This window comes from Pseudomonas sp. MEJ086 (genome assembly GCF_030209025.1).
GTDB lineage: Bacteria > Pseudomonadota > Gammaproteobacteria > Pseudomonadales > Pseudomonadaceae > Aquipseudomonas > Aquipseudomonas fulva_A.
The window spans coordinates 148,773-164,366 of record NZ_JARVSV010000030.1 but is presented as its reverse complement, the minus strand read 5'-3'; the positions used below and the strand labels follow the sequence as shown (position 1 = coordinate 164,366).

The 15,594-nt window shown below is 64.3% G+C and carries 15 protein-coding genes; 7 read left to right on the top strand and 8 right to left on the bottom strand.

Features of this window, described 5'->3' with window-relative positions:
* Nucleotides 1-464 precede the first annotated feature (464 nt).
* Together aroE and hemF are read right to left on the bottom strand one after the other, a co-directional pair.
* Nucleotides 465-1,286 (bottom strand): shikimate dehydrogenase, encoded by an 822-nt coding sequence (gene aroE / locus QRN22_RS19990; protein ID WP_042556029.1) that lies wholly within the window; start codon nt 1,284-1,286, stop codon nt 465-467.
* A gap of 57 nt (nt 1,287-1,343) precedes the next feature.
* Nucleotides 1,344-2,267, bottom strand: coding sequence for an oxygen-dependent coproporphyrinogen oxidase (gene hemF, locus QRN22_RS19985; RefSeq protein ID WP_042556030.1), 924 nt, complete (start codon nt 2,265-2,267; stop codon nt 1,344-1,346).
* A gap of 181 nt (nt 2,268-2,448) precedes the next feature.
* Here hemF and QRN22_RS19980 point away from each other — a divergent pair, with 181 nt between their 5' ends.
* A complete protein-coding gene (locus QRN22_RS19980; RefSeq protein WP_042556031.1) occupies nt 2,449-3,426 on the top strand; it encodes an NADPH:quinone reductase in 978 nt (325 codons plus the stop codon).
* A gap of 227 nt (nt 3,427-3,653) precedes the next feature.
* Here the strand turns inward: QRN22_RS19980 and tsaC are convergent, their stop codons facing one another.
* The 3 genes from tsaC to QRN22_RS19965 all read right to left on the bottom strand — a co-directional run bounded on the left by tsaC (nt 3,654) and on the right by QRN22_RS19965 (nt 6,447).
* On the bottom strand, nt 3,654-4,211 hold the full coding sequence (gene tsaC, locus QRN22_RS19975; RefSeq protein WP_042556032.1) for an L-threonylcarbamoyladenylate synthase type 1 TsaC: 558 nt from the start codon (nt 4,209-4,211) through the stop codon (nt 3,654-3,656).
* A 35-nt stretch (nt 4,212-4,246) separates the two neighbouring features.
* Nucleotides 4,247-5,353, bottom strand: coding sequence for a DNA-processing protein DprA (gene dprA / locus QRN22_RS19970; RefSeq protein ID WP_042556033.1), 1,107 nt, complete (start codon nt 5,351-5,353; stop codon nt 4,247-4,249).
* A gap of 68 nt (nt 5,354-5,421) precedes the next feature.
* A complete protein-coding gene (locus QRN22_RS19965; protein ID WP_042556034.1) occupies nt 5,422-6,447 on the bottom strand; it encodes a LysM peptidoglycan-binding domain-containing protein in 1,026 nt (341 codons plus the stop codon).
* Nucleotides 6,448-6,598: 151 nt separating this feature from the next.
* On the opposite strand from QRN22_RS19965, the gene def reads away from it, so the two are divergent.
* From def to QRN22_RS19940, 5 genes are all read left to right on the top strand, one after another.
* Complete coding sequence (gene def, locus QRN22_RS19960) at nt 6,599-7,105, top strand: peptide deformylase (protein WP_042556035.1); 507 nt, start codon at nt 6,599-6,601, stop codon at nt 7,103-7,105.
* An 85-nt stretch (nt 7,106-7,190) separates the two neighbouring features.
* Nucleotides 7,191-8,132, top strand: a complete 942-nt coding sequence (gene fmt / locus QRN22_RS19955) for a methionyl-tRNA formyltransferase (RefSeq protein ID WP_042556036.1) — start codon at nt 7,191-7,193, stop codon at nt 8,130-8,132.
* Nucleotides 8,129-9,445 (top strand): 16S rRNA (cytosine(967)-C(5))-methyltransferase RsmB, encoded by a 1,317-nt coding sequence (rsmB, locus tag QRN22_RS19950; RefSeq protein ID WP_042556037.1) that lies wholly within the window; start codon nt 8,129-8,131, stop codon nt 9,443-9,445. Before fmt ends, rsmB begins: the two co-directional genes overlap by 4 nt.
* A complete protein-coding gene (gene trkA, locus QRN22_RS19945; RefSeq protein ID WP_042556038.1) occupies nt 9,442-10,815 on the top strand; it encodes a Trk system potassium transporter TrkA in 1,374 nt (457 codons plus the stop codon). Before rsmB ends, trkA begins: the two co-directional genes overlap by 4 nt.
* Nucleotides 10,816-10,885: 70 nt before the next feature.
* The gene (locus tag QRN22_RS19940) at nt 10,886-11,206 is read left to right on the top strand and encodes a tetratricopeptide repeat protein (RefSeq protein ID WP_042556039.1); all 321 of its coding nucleotides are present in this window, start codon (nt 10,886-10,888) and stop codon (nt 11,204-11,206) included.
* Nucleotides 11,207-11,325: 119 nt separating this feature from the next.
* On the opposite strand, the gene QRN22_RS19935 is transcribed toward QRN22_RS19940, so the two are convergent.
* Nucleotides 11,326-12,225, bottom strand: coding sequence for a LysR family transcriptional regulator (locus QRN22_RS19935; protein WP_042556040.1), 900 nt, complete (start codon nt 12,223-12,225; stop codon nt 11,326-11,328).
* A 174-nt stretch (nt 12,226-12,399) separates the two neighbouring features.
* On the opposite strand from QRN22_RS19935, the gene QRN22_RS19930 reads away from it, so the two are divergent.
* Nucleotides 12,400-13,689: an MFS transporter gene (locus QRN22_RS19930; protein ID WP_042556041.1), complete on the top strand. Its 1,290-nt coding sequence runs from the start codon at nt 12,400-12,402 to the stop codon at nt 13,687-13,689.
* Between the two features lie 68 nt (nt 13,690-13,757).
* Here QRN22_RS19930 and QRN22_RS19925 read toward each other — a convergent pair whose 3' ends face one another.
* Nucleotides 13,758-14,408, bottom strand: coding sequence for a 7-cyano-7-deazaguanine/7-aminomethyl-7-deazaguanine transporter (locus QRN22_RS19925; RefSeq protein WP_042556042.1), 651 nt, complete (start codon nt 14,406-14,408; stop codon nt 13,758-13,760).
* A gap of 331 nt (nt 14,409-14,739) precedes the next feature.
* The gene (locus QRN22_RS19920; protein WP_082045891.1) at nt 14,740-15,282 is read right to left on the bottom strand and encodes a C40 family peptidase; all 543 of its coding nucleotides are present in this window, start codon (nt 15,280-15,282) and stop codon (nt 14,740-14,742) included.
* Nucleotides 15,283-15,594 lie beyond the last annotated feature (312 nt).

The window sequence follows — 15,594 nt, the reverse complement described above, 5'->3', positions numbered from 1 at the left end:
GAGCGTAAGGGCGGGATACCGCGCTGGTGGGCTGAAGCCCACCCTACCGGGGTTACCGGCGGCGAGGCGTGCTGCCTGTAGAGTGGGCTTCAGCCCACCAATCGACTGGCCGTCACGGCTGGCGGCAATCTGACGAGCGTAAGGGCGGGATACCGCGCTGGTGGGCTGAAGCCCACACTACCGGGGTTACCGGCGGCGAGGCGTGCTGCCTGTAGAGTGGACTTCAGTCCACAATCGACTGGCCGTTACGGTTGGCGGCAACCTCACAGAGGGTAAGGGCGGGATACCGCACTGGTGGGCTGAAGCCCACCCTACCGGGGTTACCGGCGGCGAGGCGTGCTGCCTGTAGAGTGGGCTTCAGCCCACCAATCGCCTGGCCGTTACGGTTGGCGTCAACCTCACAGAGGGTAAGGGCGGGATACCGCACTGGTGGGCTGAAGCCCACCCTACCGGGTTACCGGCCGCTAGGCAGCCAGTTGGCGACGGAGTTCGGCCAGGACCGGTGCGCTGTCCGGGCGTACGCCGCGCCACAGGTGGAAGGCTTCCACGGCCTGCTCGACCAGCATGCCGAGGCCGTCGAGGGTGCGTGCAGCACCCTGCTCCGCAGCCCAGCGATTGAAGGCGGTGGGGCCGGCGCCGTACATCATGTCGTAGCAGCAGGTGTGGCCCGGCTGGATAAGGCTGGCGGCGATCGGCGGCAGCGCGCCGGACAGGCTGGCGGAGGTGCCGTTGATGATCAGATCCACCGGCGCATCGATCCAGTCGAAACCACTGGCCACCACGGGACCAAGATCGCTGAACTGCCGGGCCAGGCGCTCGGCCTTTTCCACGGTGCGGTTGGCGATCACCAGAATCTGCGGCTGTTGTGCCAGGAACGGTTCGAGAATGCCGCGTACCGCGCCACCGGCACCGAGCAGCAGAATGCGCTTGCCGCGCAGGTCGATGCCGGCATTCACGGTCAGATCACGCACCAGACCGGCACCGTCGGTATTGTCACCGAGCAGACTGCCGTCATCGAGCTTCTTCAGGGTATTCACCGCACCGGCGCGGCGCGCGCGCTCGGTCAGGCTGTCGGCCAGGGCATAGGCCTGCTCCTTGAACGGCACGGTCACGTTACCGCCATGGCCTTCGGCGAAGAAGGCCCGGGCATAACCATCGAAATCCTCCAGCGGCGCCAGCAGCGTTTCGTAGCTCAACACCTGGCCAGTCTGCTCAGCGAACAGGCGGTGGATCAGCGGCGACTTGCTGTGGCCGATTGGGTTGCCGAATACACCGTAGCGATCCATGAAATTTCCGTTCGCAAAAGCCAAAGGCGGCAAGCCTGAAGCTTTTTGCGCAGACCTTCAAGCCTGGTTCTGGACGTTCAGCCAATCGCGGTCAGTCAGGAAATACTCGGTCAGGCGTGCTTCCTCGCTGCCAGGTTGCGCTTTCCAGTCATACCCCCAGCGCACCTGCGGTGGCAGCGACATGAGAATCGACTCGGTACGCCCGCCCGACTGCAAACCGAACAGGGTGCCGCGGTCATAGACCAGATTGAACTCCACGTAGCGGCCGCGACGATACTCCTGAAACTCGCGCTGTGCCGGGGTGAAGGGCATGGCCTTGCGGCGCTGCACGATGGGCAGGTAAGCCTCGATGTAGGCGTCGCCGATGGCGCGGATGAACGCGAAACAGGTGTCGAAATCCCACTCGTTGAGGTCATCGAAGAACAGCCCGCCGATGCCACGTGGTTCACCGCGGTGCTTGAGGTGGAAGTAGCGATCGCACCAGGCCTTGTAGCGCGGATAGACATCGGCGCCGAAAGGCGCACAGGCCTGCTCGGCAACCCGGTGCCAATGCACGCAGTCCTCTTCGTTGCCGTAATAGGGGGTCAGGTCGAAACCACCGCCGAACCACCAGACCGGCTCTTCGCCTTCCTTCTCGGCGCTGAAGAAACGCACGTTGGCGTGGGAAGTCGGCACATGGGGATTGTGCGGGTGGATCACCAGAGACACGCCAAGGGCCTGGAAGCCGCGCCCTGCCAACTCCGGGCGATGGGCACTGGCCGACGGCGGCAGGCTGTCGCCGAACACGTGGGAGAAATTCACCCCACCCTTCTCGATCACCGCGCCGTCGCCGATCACCCGCGTACGCCCGCCGCCGCCGCCCGGACGCTGCCAGGCGTCTTCGATGAAGTGGCCCTGGCCATCCTCGGCTTGCAGGGCAGTACAGATACGGTCTTGCAGGTCGAGCAGGTAGGCTTTGACGGCCTCGGTCTGGTTACTCACGGGGGCACCTTGTGTCACGTACGTCGGGTGAAATCGGCGGCCAGCATATCACCGGGTGTCGGCGCTCTGCAGTTGACGCGGGTCAACGGCAGATGCGACGTTCGACCGCTGAAGAAAAAACCGTTCAACGCCCTGGTGGATTCGGGGTCTATTGCACTCACCTTCATGCAGGAGCAAGACGATGGCCAAACGCATCCAGTTCAGTCGCCACGGTGGCCCCGAGGTACTCGAATACGTCGACTACCAGCCGGCCGCCCCTGGCCCCCACGAGGTGCGTGTGCACAACCAGGCCATCGGCCTGAACTTCATCGATACCTACTTCCGCAATGGCCTGTATGCGCCCCCTTCGCTGCCGTCCAGCCTGGGTACCGAGGGTGCCGGTTTCGTCGACGCGATCGGTTCCGAGGTGAAGGACTTCCAGGTGGGCGACCGCGTGGCCTACGCCACCGGCCCACTGGGCGGCTACAGCGAGCTGCATGTGCTGCCAGCGGAAAAGCTGGTCAAGCTGCCCGACGCCATCAGCTTCGAGCAAGCTGCAGCGGTGATGCTCAAGGGGCTGACCGTGCAGTACCTGCTGCGCCAGACCGCCGAACTGAAGAGCGGCGACATCGTTCTGTTCCACGCTGCCGCAGGGGGCGTCGGCTCGTTCGCCTGCCAATGGGCCAAGGCCCTGGGCGTCAAGCTGATCGGTACAGTGAGTTCGGCAAAGAAGGCCGAGCGTGCAATGCAACAGGGCGCCTGGGCGACCATCGACTACAGCCATGAAAACGTTGCCCAGCGCGTGCTGGAACTGACCGATGGCAAGAAATGCCCGGTGGTCTACGATGGCGTCGGCAAGGACACCTGGGAAACCTCTCTGGACTGCGTGGCGCCACGCGGCCTGCTGGTCAGCTTCGGCAATGCGTCCGGTGCGGTGACGGGAGTCAACCTGGGCATCCTCTCGCAGAAGGGCTCGCTGTACGTCACCCGCCCGACCCTGGCCAGCTACGCGGATACGCCGGAGCGCCTGCAAAAGATGGCTGACGAACTGTTCGGCATGATCGCCAAGGGCAAACTCGACGCCGAGATCGGCCAGCGTTATCCACTGAGCGAAGCGGCCACCGCACAGACCCTGCTGAGCGACCGGCAGACCACCGGCTCGACCATTCTGTTGCCCTGAGCGCCTGGCCATGGGATCCGTAGGGGTGGCATTGAATCGCTCCCTGCGCTCAGCTTCAGGGGCGCTCTGCGTCCCCTCGAGCGAGCGCTGATCGAGCCATCGGTGGGCTGAAGCGGATCGCCGCCCGGCCCACCCTACAGGGCATGTGGGCGTGGCATAGGGTGGGCTTCAGCCCACCAAATCCGACGGCCGACAGTATGGGAGCGAGCACGGCCGGTGGCTTTTAATCAGGCTGGCCTGCGCACGTCGCCGGTCACCAGGTCACGAATCACGCTGGGATTACGGCGCCCGCCCAGGGCGCCGCCCAGCACGGCGTCCAATTGCCTTGGAAAGTACTGCTCGACCCGTAGCCGCGAGCGCGCGGCAGGGCGGCCGGCGGGATTGGCGGAGGTCGACACCAGTGGTCCGGTCAGAGCACACAACTCGCGTACCCGCGGGTGGTCGCTGACGCGCAGGGCAACGCTGTCGTGCTCACCGGTGATCCACTCCGGCAGGCGATCCTGGTGTGGCACCAGCCAGGTATTCGGGCCGGGCCATGTGCTGGCCAGGCGGTCCTGCCAGATCTCGGGCAGATCCTCGAGCAGAAAGTCGAACTGGCGGATGTTGTCGGCCACCAGAATCAGCCCCTTGCGCACGGGCCGTTCCTTCAGCGCCAGCAGACGGTCCACCGCCATTTCATCCCAGGGATCGCAGCCAAGCCCCCAGACCGCTTCGGTCGGATAGGCGATGACGCCGCCGGCGCGTACCACACGCGCTGCCTGCTGAACCTGCCAACTGGTGATCATGGATATCTCCCCCGGAAAACACTGGCCGCAGTGTATTACGCCTTGCAGCCCACCCAAAGCCCGGCTTCGCAGGCAACCCGCCCATCCAGCTCGAGCTCGGTCAATGCGGCCAGTACTTCTGGCAGTGGCCAGCCGCTGGAGTGGGCAAGCGCTTCACTGCTGTGGGGCGCCGCATGCAACAGCGCCAACAGTGGATGGGCTGGCGCCTGCGGAGCCGTTTCGGTAACCACCGCATGCTCGGCAGCGGGCGCCTGCCAGCCGCGCAGGGCTTCGAGGATGTGGTCGATGCTTTCTACCAGCGTGGCACCGTCACGAATCAGCTGATGGCAGCCCTTGGCACCCGGATGATGAATGGAGCCGGGAATCGCATACACCTCGCGCCCCTGCTCCGCCGCGATACGTGCGGTGATCAGCGAGCCACTCGACGGGCTGGCCTCGACCACCAGCACGCCCAGGGACAGGCCACTGATGATTCGATTGCGGCGTGGAAAATTGCTCGCCTGGGGTGGCGAATCCAGCGGTAGTTCGGAGACCAGTGCCCCGCCACCGTCGATGATGTCCCGGGCCAGGCGTTTGTGGCGTGCCGGATACAGACACTGCAAACCCGTACCGAGCACAGCGACGGTGTGCCCGCCCACATCCAGCGCACCCTGATGCGCCGCCCCGTCGATGCCCAGCGCCAGCCCGCTGGTGATCACGAAACCACCGCGGGCCAGGCTGCGAGCGAAACGGTGCGCGGTATCCAGGCCCGGCTTAGACGCCCGGCGGCTGCCGACCATGGCCAATTGCGGGCGCTCGAGCAATGCCGGGTCACCGGCAACGAACAGTAGCGGTGGTGCGTCGGGGATTTCTGCCAGCAAAGCGGGATAGCGCGGGTCATCCCACATCAGCAGTTGCTGATCGGGCACCTGTAACCACTCCAGGCTAAGCCGCGCCCGCTCACGCACTTGAGCACTGCGCCGCGCGTCTGCACAGGCCAGCGGCAAGCCAAGAGAGCGCCAGGCACTGGCCGGCGCGCTGAGGGCGGCAGAGGCACTGTCGAAAGCACTGAGCAATTTGTGAAAACGCTTCGGCCCCAGCTCCGGCAGACAATGCAGGCGCAGGCGGGCTTCAAGTTCGGCGGGAGACAGCGAGAGCGACATGGCGGATCATCCTTGATCGTGGGCCTTATCGAATAGCACAAGCCCCGCGTTGGCGGGGCTTGTAGGTGTTACGGATTGCGTACCTTGTCCATCACCGCCAACTGCCGCGAGGCGTTGAGGATCAGTCCGTAGCTGAGCTTGTCGTAGGTGCGGAACACCATGAGCAGGCCGGCACGTTCATCAGGAATCTTCACCGACTCGCCGGTGACGCGATCACGCACGGTCTCGCCCGTCTTGTAGACGGCCAGTACGTTACCGATCTCCAGACCGTCACGGGCGCCCTTGTTCAGGGTGACCACGTCGAACTGGCCGATCTGGCTGACGCCACGCGGCACATCGAGAATCAGGCCCTTGATTTCGGTAGTCGGCTCGCTGGGCATGAACGTCGAGTTGATCGCCCGTTCCTCGGTGGGGAACAGGCGGTCGCCGTTGCGAACTTCCTGAGTGGTACGGGTCAGGTTGAGGGTACCCACGCCCTCTTCCTCGGCGACGATTTCGCCGCCACCGATGTCGTCGGCGTTGATGCCGAGAAATTCCTTGGTGTCCGGATCGGTGTAGGTCTTGCCCTGACGGAAGATGCCATACACCGGCTCGGCCGGGTCGAAGCTGCCACGGGCGTAGACGCGGTCACCCGCACCACTGACCACGCGCTCGGCATTGCCGGCGACGATGTAGGGTGCGCCCTGGAACTGTTCCGGGCTATCGACGATGCGGTTCTTGAGCAGGAAGCTGTTGATCGCTTCCAGCGGAATGGTCGGAATGGCTTCGGCCATCGGCGTGCTGCGAACCTTCGGCGACAGCTTGATGGTGCCGCGCGACTCGCCCCGGCCCAACATCAGGCGTGGTTGGCCGTCGATGTAGACCAGGCTCAACAGATCACCCGGGTAGATCAGGTGAGGGTTTTCCACCTGTGGGTTGGCATGCCAGATTTCCGGCCATTTCCAGGGCTGTCGCAGGAACTTGCCGGAAATATCCCAGAGGGTATCGCCCTTCACGACCGTGTAACGATCGGGGTGGCCTTCCTTGAGTTGCACCTCGGCGACTGCCAGACCGCTCGCGGCGACCAGCAGCAGGGCGAGTAGTGATTTCCTCATGCGGTGAATCCCTTTATTATGTGGCTTCGCGTGAAGCGCCCTAGCGCCGCGACAGAACCCAGTAAAACCGCGGCGTGAAGCCGTTTTTCGATGCTGCCGTCATCTTAGCAGCGGATTTTGAATTTATTCCACAAGTGCATCACAAACGCATATGGCGATTTTAAACATCCTCGAATTTCCCGATCCGCGCCTGCGTACCATCGCCAAACCGGTGGACGTGGTCGATGACGGCCTGCGTCAATTGATCGATGACATGTTCGAAACCATGTATGACGCCCCCGGTATCGGCCTCGCCGCGACCCAGGTGAATGTGCACAAGCGCGTGGTGGTCATGGACCTGTCCGAGGACAAGAGCGAGCCGCTGGTGTTCATCAACCCGGCCTTCGAATCGCTCACCGAGGAAATGGATCAGTACCAGGAAGGCTGCCTGTCGGTGCCCGGCTTCTACGAGAACGTCGACCGTCCGCAGAAGGTCAAGATCAATGCCCTGGACCGTGACGGCAAGCCGTTCGAGATGATCGCCGAAGGTCTGTTGGCCGTGTGCATCCAGCACGAATGCGATCACCTCAACGGCAAGCTGTTCGTCGACTACCTGTCTACGCTCAAGCGCGACCGCATCAAGAAGAAGCTGGAAAAGCAGCACCGCCAGCAGGTGTGACGCCACCCTCTGCAAAGGCTTGCCACGGCAAGCCTTTTCTTTTTCAGCTGCAGCGCCCAGCGCTCCCGAGCAACAGCGAGACACCATGACCGAAGCTCTGCGTATCGTATTCGCCGGCACCCCGGAATTCGCCGCCGCCCACCTCAAGGCGCTGCTCGACACGCCGCACCAGATCATCGCGGTGTACACCCAGCCGGATCGTCCGGCGGGCCGCGGACAGAAACTCATGCCCAGCCCGGTCAAGCAGCTTGCCCTGGAACACGACATTGCCGTGCTGCAGCCGCCGAGCCTGCGTGACGCCGCGGCGCAGGCGGAGCTCGCCGCGCTGGCGCCGGACCTGCTGGTGGTGGTCGCCTACGGGCTGATCCTGCCTCAGGTGGTGCTCGACATCCCGCGCTTCGGCTGCATCAACAGCCATGCGTCCCTGCTGCCTCGCTGGCGGGGTGCCGCGCCGATCCAGCGTGCGGTACAGGCTGGCGACGCAGAAAGTGGCGTCACCGTGATGCAGATGGAAGCGGGTCTGGATACCGGGCCGATGCTCCTCAAGGTGCGTACGCCAATCACTGCCGACGACACCGGCGGCAGCCTGCATGACCGGCTGGCCGAGCTCGGCCCGCCGGCAGTGGTCGACGCCATCGCCGGTCTGGCCAGTGGCACGCTGATGGGCGAAGTACAGGACGACGCCCAGGCCAACTACGCCCACAAGCTCAACAAGGACGAAGCGCGCCTCGACTGGAGCCGCACGGCCGATGAGCTGGAGCGACTGATCCGCGCCTTCAACCCCTGGCCGATCTGCCACAGCACCCTGAACGACGCGCCGCTCAAGGTGCTGGCCGCCCGCCTCGCTGACGGTCAGGGCCAGCCCGGCGAGATCCTCGCCGCCAGCAAGGACGGCCTGACCGTCGCCTGTGGCGCAAGCGCCCTGCTGCTTACCCGCCTGCAACTGCCTGGCGGCAAGGCGCTGAACTTCGCTGACCTGTACAACAGCCGCCGTGAGCAGTTCGCCGTCGGCACGGTGCTGGTATGAACCCCAGGCTGGCAGCCGCCCGCGCCCTGGCGGCGGTACTCGAAGGCAAGGCGTCGCTGGGTAGCAGCCTGCCGCCGCTGCTCGACAAGGTCGAGGCACGCGACCGTGGCCTCGCTCAGGACCTGGCCTTCGGCGCCGCGCGCTGGCAGCCACGTCTGGCGCTGATCGCCGACAAGCTGCTGCGCAAGCCTTTCAAGGATGGCGACCGCGACCTCGAAGCCCTGCTGCTGATTGGCCTCTACCAACTGTTCTACACACGCATTCCCGCCCACGCGGCCATCGGCGAGACGGTTGGCTGCGTCGACAAGCTGAAGAAGACCTCGGCCAAGGGCCTGCTCAATGCCGTGCTGCGCAACGCCCAGCGCGACAGCGAGAGCCTGATCAAAGAACTGGATCGCGACCCGGTGCTGCACACCGCTCATCCGCGCTGGCTGCAAAAACAGCTCAAGGCATTCTGGCCCGAACACTGGCAGGCGATCTGCGCAGCCAATAACGCCCACCCGCCGCTGATCCTGCGGGTCAACCGTCGCCACGGCAGCCGCGATGACTATCTCGCTCGGCTGCGCCAGGTCGGTTTCGAAGCCGAGCCCTGCACCTTCAGTCGCGATGGCATCCGCTTGCTGCAAGCCTGCGACGTGACCCTGCTGCCAGGGTTCGCCGAGGGGCATGTCAGCGTGCAGGACGAAGCCGCGCAGCTGGCTGCCGATCTGCTGCAACTGGCGCCCGGGCAACGCGTGCTGGACGCCTGCGCCGCCCCCGGTGGCAAAACCTGCCACCTGCTCGAAGCCGAGCCCGGGTTGCAACAGGTGGTCGCCGTGGACCTGGAAGCCAAACGCCTGCTGCGCGTGCGCGAGAACCTCGATCGCCTGCAGCTCGATGCCACCCTGATCGCCGCCGATGGCCGCGATACCGCTGCCTGGTGGGACGGCAAGGCGTTCCAGCGCATTCTCCTCGATGCGCCCTGCTCGGCCACCGGGGTGATCCGTCGCCACCCCGACATCAAGCTGACCCGTCAGCCCGACGACATTCCGGCGCTGGCCAACCTGCAGGGCGAACTGCTCGACGCACTGTGGCCCACGCTGGAAGTCGGCGGCATGCTGCTCTACGCCACCTGCTCGACCCTGCCGACGGAAAATACCGAGGTGATCGGCGCGTTTCTGGAACGTACGCCAGGTGCCCGCGAACTCGACATCGCCGGCCCGTTCGGCCTGCAACAGCTCCATGGCCGGCAACTGCTCGCCCAGCAGGACGGCCACGACGGCTTCTACTATGCCAAGCTGATCAAGATCGCAGCTGCTGGAGCACCCCGATGAAGATCATCATCCTCGGCGCAGGCCAAGTGGGCGGAACGCTGGCCGAGCACCTGGCCAGCGAAGCCAATGACATCACCGTGGTGGACACCGACGGTGACCGCCTGCGCGACCTCGGCGACCGCCTCGACATCCGTACCGTCCAAGGCAAGGGCTCGTTCCCGACCGTACTGCGTCAGGCCGGTGCCGACGATGCCGACATGCTGGTGGCGGTGACCAACAGCGATGAAGTCAACATGGTCGCCTGCCAGGTCGCCTATACCCTGTTCCACACGCCGACGCGCATCGCCCGCGTCCGCGAAGCGGCCTACCTGACCCGCGAAGCGCTGTTCGACAACGAGGCGATTCCGGTCGACGTGCTGATCAGCCCCGAGCAGGTGGTGACCAACTACATCAAGCGCCTGATCGAATACCCCGGCGCCCTGCAGGTCATCGACTTCGCCGACGGCAAGGCGCAACTGGTGGCGGTCAAGGCCTACTACGGCGGCCCGCTGGTCGGCCAGCAACTGCGCCAGCTGCGCGAGCACATGCCCAAGGTCGATACCCGGGTGGCGGCGATCTTCCGTCGCGACCGGGCGATCATGCCCCAGGGCGATACGGTGATCGAAGCCGATGACGAAGTGTTCTTCATCGCCGCCAAGGCCGACATTCGCGCGGTGATGAGCGAGATGCGTCGCCTCGAGGAAAGCTACAAGCGCGTGGTGATCGCCGGTGGCGGGCACATCGGCGAGCGCCTGGCCGAAGCCATCGAAAGCCGCTATCAGGTCAAGATCATCGAGATGAACCCGGCGCGCTGCCGCTACCTCTCGGAGAACCTGGAAAGCACCATCGTGCTGCAAGGCAGCTCCTCCGATCGCGACCTGCTGGTGGAAGAGAACATCAAGGATGCCGACATCTTCCTGGCCCTGACCAACGACGATGAAGCCAACATCATGTCCTCGCTGCTGGCCAAGCGCCTGGGCGCGCGCAAGGTGATGACGCTGATCAACAACCCGGCCTACGTCGACCTGATTCAGGGCGGCGAGATCGACATCGCGATCAGCCCGCAATTGGCGACCATCGGCAGCCTGCTGACCCACGTGCGTCGTGGCGATATCGAGAGCGTGCACTCACTGCGCCGCGGCGCCGCCGAAGCCATCGAAGTCATCGCCCACGGTGACGCGCGCTCGAGCAAGGTGGTCGGCAAGGCCATCAAGGAAATCTCGCTGCCGCCTGGCACCACCATCGGCGCGATCATCCGCGACGAAGAAGTGCTGATCGCCCATGACGTGACGGTGATCGAGTCCGGCGACCACGTGATCCTGTTCCTGATGGACAAGAAGCACATTCGCGACGTGGAACGGCTGTTCCAGGTCGGACTGACGTTTTTTTGAGTGGCCAGCCCCGAGCGCTTTACATGCCGCGTGAGGCTTGCCGCTTGAAGCTGCCGACGAAGGAGGCGCCATGAGCACCGAAGCACTGGAAAAGATGCTCGCCAAGGGTGTGGATAACTCGCTACTGCGCTTCGGCCTGGGCAAGGGATATCTGGATGCCGGCGAGGCCGCGAAGGCCGCCGAACACCTGCAGCGCTGCGTCGAACACGACCCGCAGTACTCGGCCGCATGGAAATTGCTCGGCAAAGCCCACCAGGCCGCCGGCAACCCGGACGCCGCCCGCAGCGCCTGGCAAAGCGGCCTGCAAGCCGCACAAGCCAAGGGCGACAAGCAGGCGGAAAAGGAAATGAGCGTGTTCCTGCGCAAGCTGGACAAGAACGCCAGCGCTTGAGTCGCGACGCGGTGCGCAGCCTCCAGCCCGTAGCCTGGGTTGAGGGCAGCGATACCCAGGTACTCGTTCCCGGATCTCGCGGCGCTCTACCCGGGCTACCGAAAGCCATTGAGCCCCATCTATTTGCGCGCCTGCACTTCCCGAGTCAGCAGATCGATAAAGGCCTGCGCCAGCGGCGAGCGTTCCTGGCGCCGCTTGACCAGCCATACCGCGGTGGTGGCATCGGCATCCATCAGGGTGCGGAACACCACGCCGTCGATGCGGATGCGCCGGAACGAGGCCGGTAGCACGGACACCCCGAGGCCCGCGGCCACCAGGCCGATGATGGTCAGCGCTTCGTGAGCCTCCTGAGTGACCCGCGGGGTGAAGCCGGCCTGCCGGGCCAGGTTGAAGAACTGGCCATACAGACCTGAGCCGTAATTGCGTGGAAAGTACACGAAAGGCTCATCAGCCAGTTCGGCCAGGGCCAGCCCCCGATCCTGCTCGCCGGCCAGCGGATGACCAGCATGCAGCAGCGCCACCAGCGGTTCGCTGAGCAGCTCCACGGCGTCCAGCTCGGCGGGCAACTCCAGCGGGCGAATCATGCCGATCTGCAATTTCTTTTCCAGCAGCGCCTGGCTGACCTGGCGGCTGGTCATTTCCTGCAGGTTGAGGTGCACCGCCGGAAACGCCTGGCGAAAGGCGAACACCGCCCGCGGGATGATCGACACGAACGGCGCCGATGCGGTGAAGCCGATCTGCAACTCGCCGATCTCGCCCTGTTCGGCGCGGCGCACCACATCCACCGACTTGCTGACCTGGGCCAGGGTCTGCCGGGTCTCCTCGAGAAACAGTCGCCCGGCATCGGTGAGCGCCACATGGCGGTTGCTGCGCTCGAACAGACGCACCCCGAGTTCCTGTTCCAGCGCCTGTATCTGCTGGCTCAGCGGTGGCTGGGAAATGCCCAGCAGCTCAGCGGCGCGGCCGAAATGCAGCTCTTCGGCGACGGCCACGAAGTAACGCAGATGGCGCAGCTCCATGAATTCTCCATAGGTCGTAAAACATATCGATCGTGTCGAATATTATATTGGAAAGAACTTGCTCGCCTATTTATCCTTGTGACCATTCCCAATTACAAAAAACCAAGCCATGCCGGCATCCGCCAGTGCATACGGCAGCGTTTCGCCTGGGAATCGAGTTTTCAAGAGGTCGTAATGAGTCAGCCCGTTCCACACGCACCCAACGAGTGCGTGCCCGCCAGCAGTGAGCAGCCTGCCCGCCGCAGCCTCGCCGCAGAGCCTGTTTATATCCAGAAAGGCACCCGCGCCTTCCTGCGCACCATTCTCGCCATGTGCTCCGGTGGTTTCGCCACCTTCGCCCTGCTCTATTGCGTGCAGCCGATGATGCCGATGCTGGCGCAGCAGTTCGAGCTCAGCGCCGCGCAAAGCAGCCTGATCCTGTCGGTTTCCACCATCACCCTGGCCGTCGGCCTGTTGATAACCGGGCCACTGTCCGACGCACTCGGGCGCAAGCCGGTGATGGTCGTCTCGCTGCTCGCCGCTGCCGTGTTCACCGTCGGCAGCGCGCTGATGCCGACCTGGGAAGGCGTGCTGGTGATGCGCGCACTGGTCGGCCTGGCCCTCAGCGGCCTGGCCGCCGTGGCCATGAGCTACCTGAGCGAGGAAATCGACCCGCTGCACCTGGGCCTGGCCATGGGCGTATATATCGGCGGCAACGCCATCGGCGGCATGAGTGGCCGTCTGCTCAGCGGCGTACTGGTGGACTTCATGTCCTGGCACGCCGTGCTGGGCACGCTCGGCGGCCTGGGCCTGCTGGCCGGTGCGCTGTTTTGGCGCCTGCTGCCCGAATCCCGCAACTTCCGTCCTCGCTCGTTGCGCCCGCGCAGCCTGCTGCAGGGCTACACCCTGCAATTCCGCGATGCCGGCCTGCCGTGGCTGTTCCTGCAGGGTTTCCTGCTGATGGGCGCCTTCGTGACGATGTTCAACTACATCGGGTACCGCCTGATCGAAGCACCGTTCAAACTCGACCAGACCAGTATCGGCCTGCTCTCGGTGGTTTATCTGTCGGGTATCTACAGCTCCGCGCAGATCGGCGCTCTGGCCGACAAACTGGGCCGTCGCAAGGTGCTCTGGGCGGTGATCGGCCTGATGCTGGCGGGTCTGGTGCTGACCCTGTTCGATGTGTTGCCGGTCATCCTGGTCGGCATGCTGCTGTTCACCTTCGGCTTCTTCGGCGCCCACTCGGTGTCGAGCAGCTGGATCGGCCGCCGCGCCACCCAGGCCAAGGGCCAGGCCTCATCGCTGTACCTGTTCTGCTACTACCTGGGTTCCAGCGTCGCCGGCACCCTGGGCGGCGTGTTCTGGCAGGCTGGCGGCTGGGACGGCCTGGGTCTGTTCATCGGCTCGCTGCTGCTGGTGTCCCTGGCCGTGGCCTTGCATCTGTCGCGCCTGCAGGCGTTGCCGGTGGCCATGCCTACTCGCTAAGTCATCAACGTCGCAACGAAAAACGCCGGACACCCTGAGGGGCTCCGGCGTTTTCGTCTGATGATGGTTCAGTTCACCACGGTACGCTGCGGCAGCCTCTTCACGATGGCGCCAAGCAGCACGCCATACAGCGGCACGAACAGGATCAGGCTGACCGCCAGCTTGATCACGTAGTCGACCACGGCGATCTCCACCCAGTTGGCCGCCATGAAGGGGTCACTGCTCTGCCAAAAGGCAATGGAGAAGAACGCCAGGGTATCCATGGCCTGGCCGAACACGCTGGAGGCTGCCGGTGCGACCCACCAGTGCTTCAGCCTGCGCAAGCGGTCGAACACCTGAATATCGAGCAGTTGCCCAAGCACGTAGGCCAGGAAGCTGGCCAGGGCGATGCGGAACACGAACAGGTTGAATTCGCCGAGGGCCGCCACGCCACCGAATGCGCCCTCGTGGAACAGCACCGAGACGATGTAGGACGCGACCAGTGCCGGCACCATCACCCGGGCGATCACCACCCGCGCGGCGTGCTTGCCGATCAGCCTGACGGTCAGGTCGGTCGCCAGGAAGATGAATGGAAAGCTGAACGCGCCCCAGGTGGTGTGCCAGCCGAAAAGGGTGATCGGCAGCTGCACCAGGTAGTTGCTGGCGATGATGATGAGGATGTGAAACGCGATCAGCGCAGCCAATACGGCGCGGCTGACCGATGCGGGAAGCAGGGTCATGGCATGTCCTTTTTCGTGGAATGGGGTTAGGGAACCCATTGCCGCGACCGACATGGCCACGAGCGGCGCGCAGTGTACCGCCTGCACCGGCACCAGGACAGCCCGCCCGGCGGATGGCAGACGGCTTCATCGGTGGCGACTTGAAGGCGAATGCGGTCATCGGTGCAGTACCTGTGGGAGCGGGCCATGCCCGCGATTTTTTCGCGGGCATGGCCCGCTCCCACAGAATGTAGACCGAGCTTCTACTCCCACCATTCAGCTGCAGGGTGGGCTTCAGCCCACCAAACCGAACGGCGGCTATCGCCTTACAACAGTCGTTTCGCCGACTCCGTCAGCCGTTGCTGGCCAGCTGGGTTTCTTCCGGCATCACCCGGCGAGCCAGCTGGAAATGCTTTTTCCAGTAGCCGTCGCTGAGTTTGTCGATCCGCACGTTGCTGCCACGACGCGGGGCGTGAATGAAGCGGTCGTTGCCCAGGTAGATGGCCACGTGGTCGACGCTGCGCCCGCGAATGCGGAAGAACAGCAGGTCCCCAGGCTCCAGATCGCCCTTGGCCACCTTGGGGCCATCGACCCGGGACAGGGCGCGGGAGGTCCGGGGCAGCTCGAGGTCATCGACCTTCTTGAACGCATAGTTGACCAGGCCGCTGCAGTCGAAACCACGCTCCGGGCTGGTACCGCCCCAGCGGTAAGGCGTGCCCAAGGTGCTCATGGCTCGCTTGACCACGCTTTGCGCCGGCGTGTGCTCGACCTTGGTCGGTGGCACCACGCGGCTGCTACCGTCCTGCAGGTGAACGCGAAAACTGGCGGAGGCATTACCGACGGCGGCGCAGCACAGGGCGCCACCGAGAAACAGAGACAGGAAAAATTTATTCAACGTGATGACCTTGAAGATACCCAAGCCGCCGTGAATCCTTTCCTGAAATCAGCCACTTGTAACATTGATGAAATAGAGAGGGGGCACTCCGCTCGTCCCGCAGGACGGACAAGCGAAATCGACGGCAAGTTCAATCTTTTCGTCGATCCCTCGACCAGCGGTCGTACTGTTTATCAGTATGCACGGAGCCTGCTGTCCAGCTGCTGAATGAACCCGGAGGATCGATACAGCCTTGCCGATTTTCAGCGCCAATTGCCTTGCGCTGCCGTGCTGACAGCCCTAGGGTTAGGGCTCCCTATGCAAAAGGACGAT

Excerpts from the sequence above, each read along its gene's own strand:
- QRN22_RS19930 (WP_042556041.1), top strand. The coding sequence starts at position 12,400 with ATGAGTCAGCCCGTTCCACACGCACCCAACGAGTGCGTGCCCGCCAGC.
- rsmB (WP_042556037.1), top strand. The coding sequence starts at position 8,129 with ATGAACCCCAGGCTGGCAGCCGCCCGCGCCCTGGCGGCGGTACTCGAA.
- dprA (WP_042556033.1), bottom strand. The coding sequence starts at position 5,353 with ATGTCGCTCTCGCTGTCTCCCGCCGAACTTGAAGCCCGCCTGCGCCTG.
- fmt (WP_042556036.1), top strand. The coding sequence starts at position 7,191 with ATGACCGAAGCTCTGCGTATCGTATTCGCCGGCACCCCGGAATTCGCC.
- QRN22_RS19935 (WP_042556040.1), bottom strand. The coding sequence starts at position 12,225 with ATGGAGCTGCGCCATCTGCGTTACTTCGTGGCCGTCGCCGAAGAGCTG.
- QRN22_RS19965 (WP_042556034.1), bottom strand. The coding sequence starts at position 6,447 with ATGAGGAAATCACTACTCGCCCTGCTGCTGGTCGCCGCGAGCGGTCTG.
- QRN22_RS19980 (WP_042556031.1), top strand. The coding sequence starts at position 2,449 with ATGGCCAAACGCATCCAGTTCAGTCGCCACGGTGGCCCCGAGGTACTC.
- trkA (WP_042556038.1), top strand. The coding sequence starts at position 9,442 with ATGAAGATCATCATCCTCGGCGCAGGCCAAGTGGGCGGAACGCTGGCC.
- QRN22_RS19940 (WP_042556039.1), top strand. The coding sequence starts at position 10,886 with ATGAGCACCGAAGCACTGGAAAAGATGCTCGCCAAGGGTGTGGATAAC.
- def (WP_042556035.1), top strand. The coding sequence starts at position 6,599 with ATGGCGATTTTAAACATCCTCGAATTTCCCGATCCGCGCCTGCGTACC.
- tsaC (WP_042556032.1), bottom strand. The coding sequence starts at position 4,211 with ATGATCACCAGTTGGCAGGTTCAGCAGGCAGCGCGTGTGGTACGCGCC.
- QRN22_RS19925 (WP_042556042.1), bottom strand. The coding sequence starts at position 14,408 with ATGACCCTGCTTCCCGCATCGGTCAGCCGCGCCGTATTGGCTGCGCTG.
- aroE (WP_042556029.1), bottom strand. The coding sequence starts at position 1,286 with ATGGATCGCTACGGTGTATTCGGCAACCCAATCGGCCACAGCAAGTCG.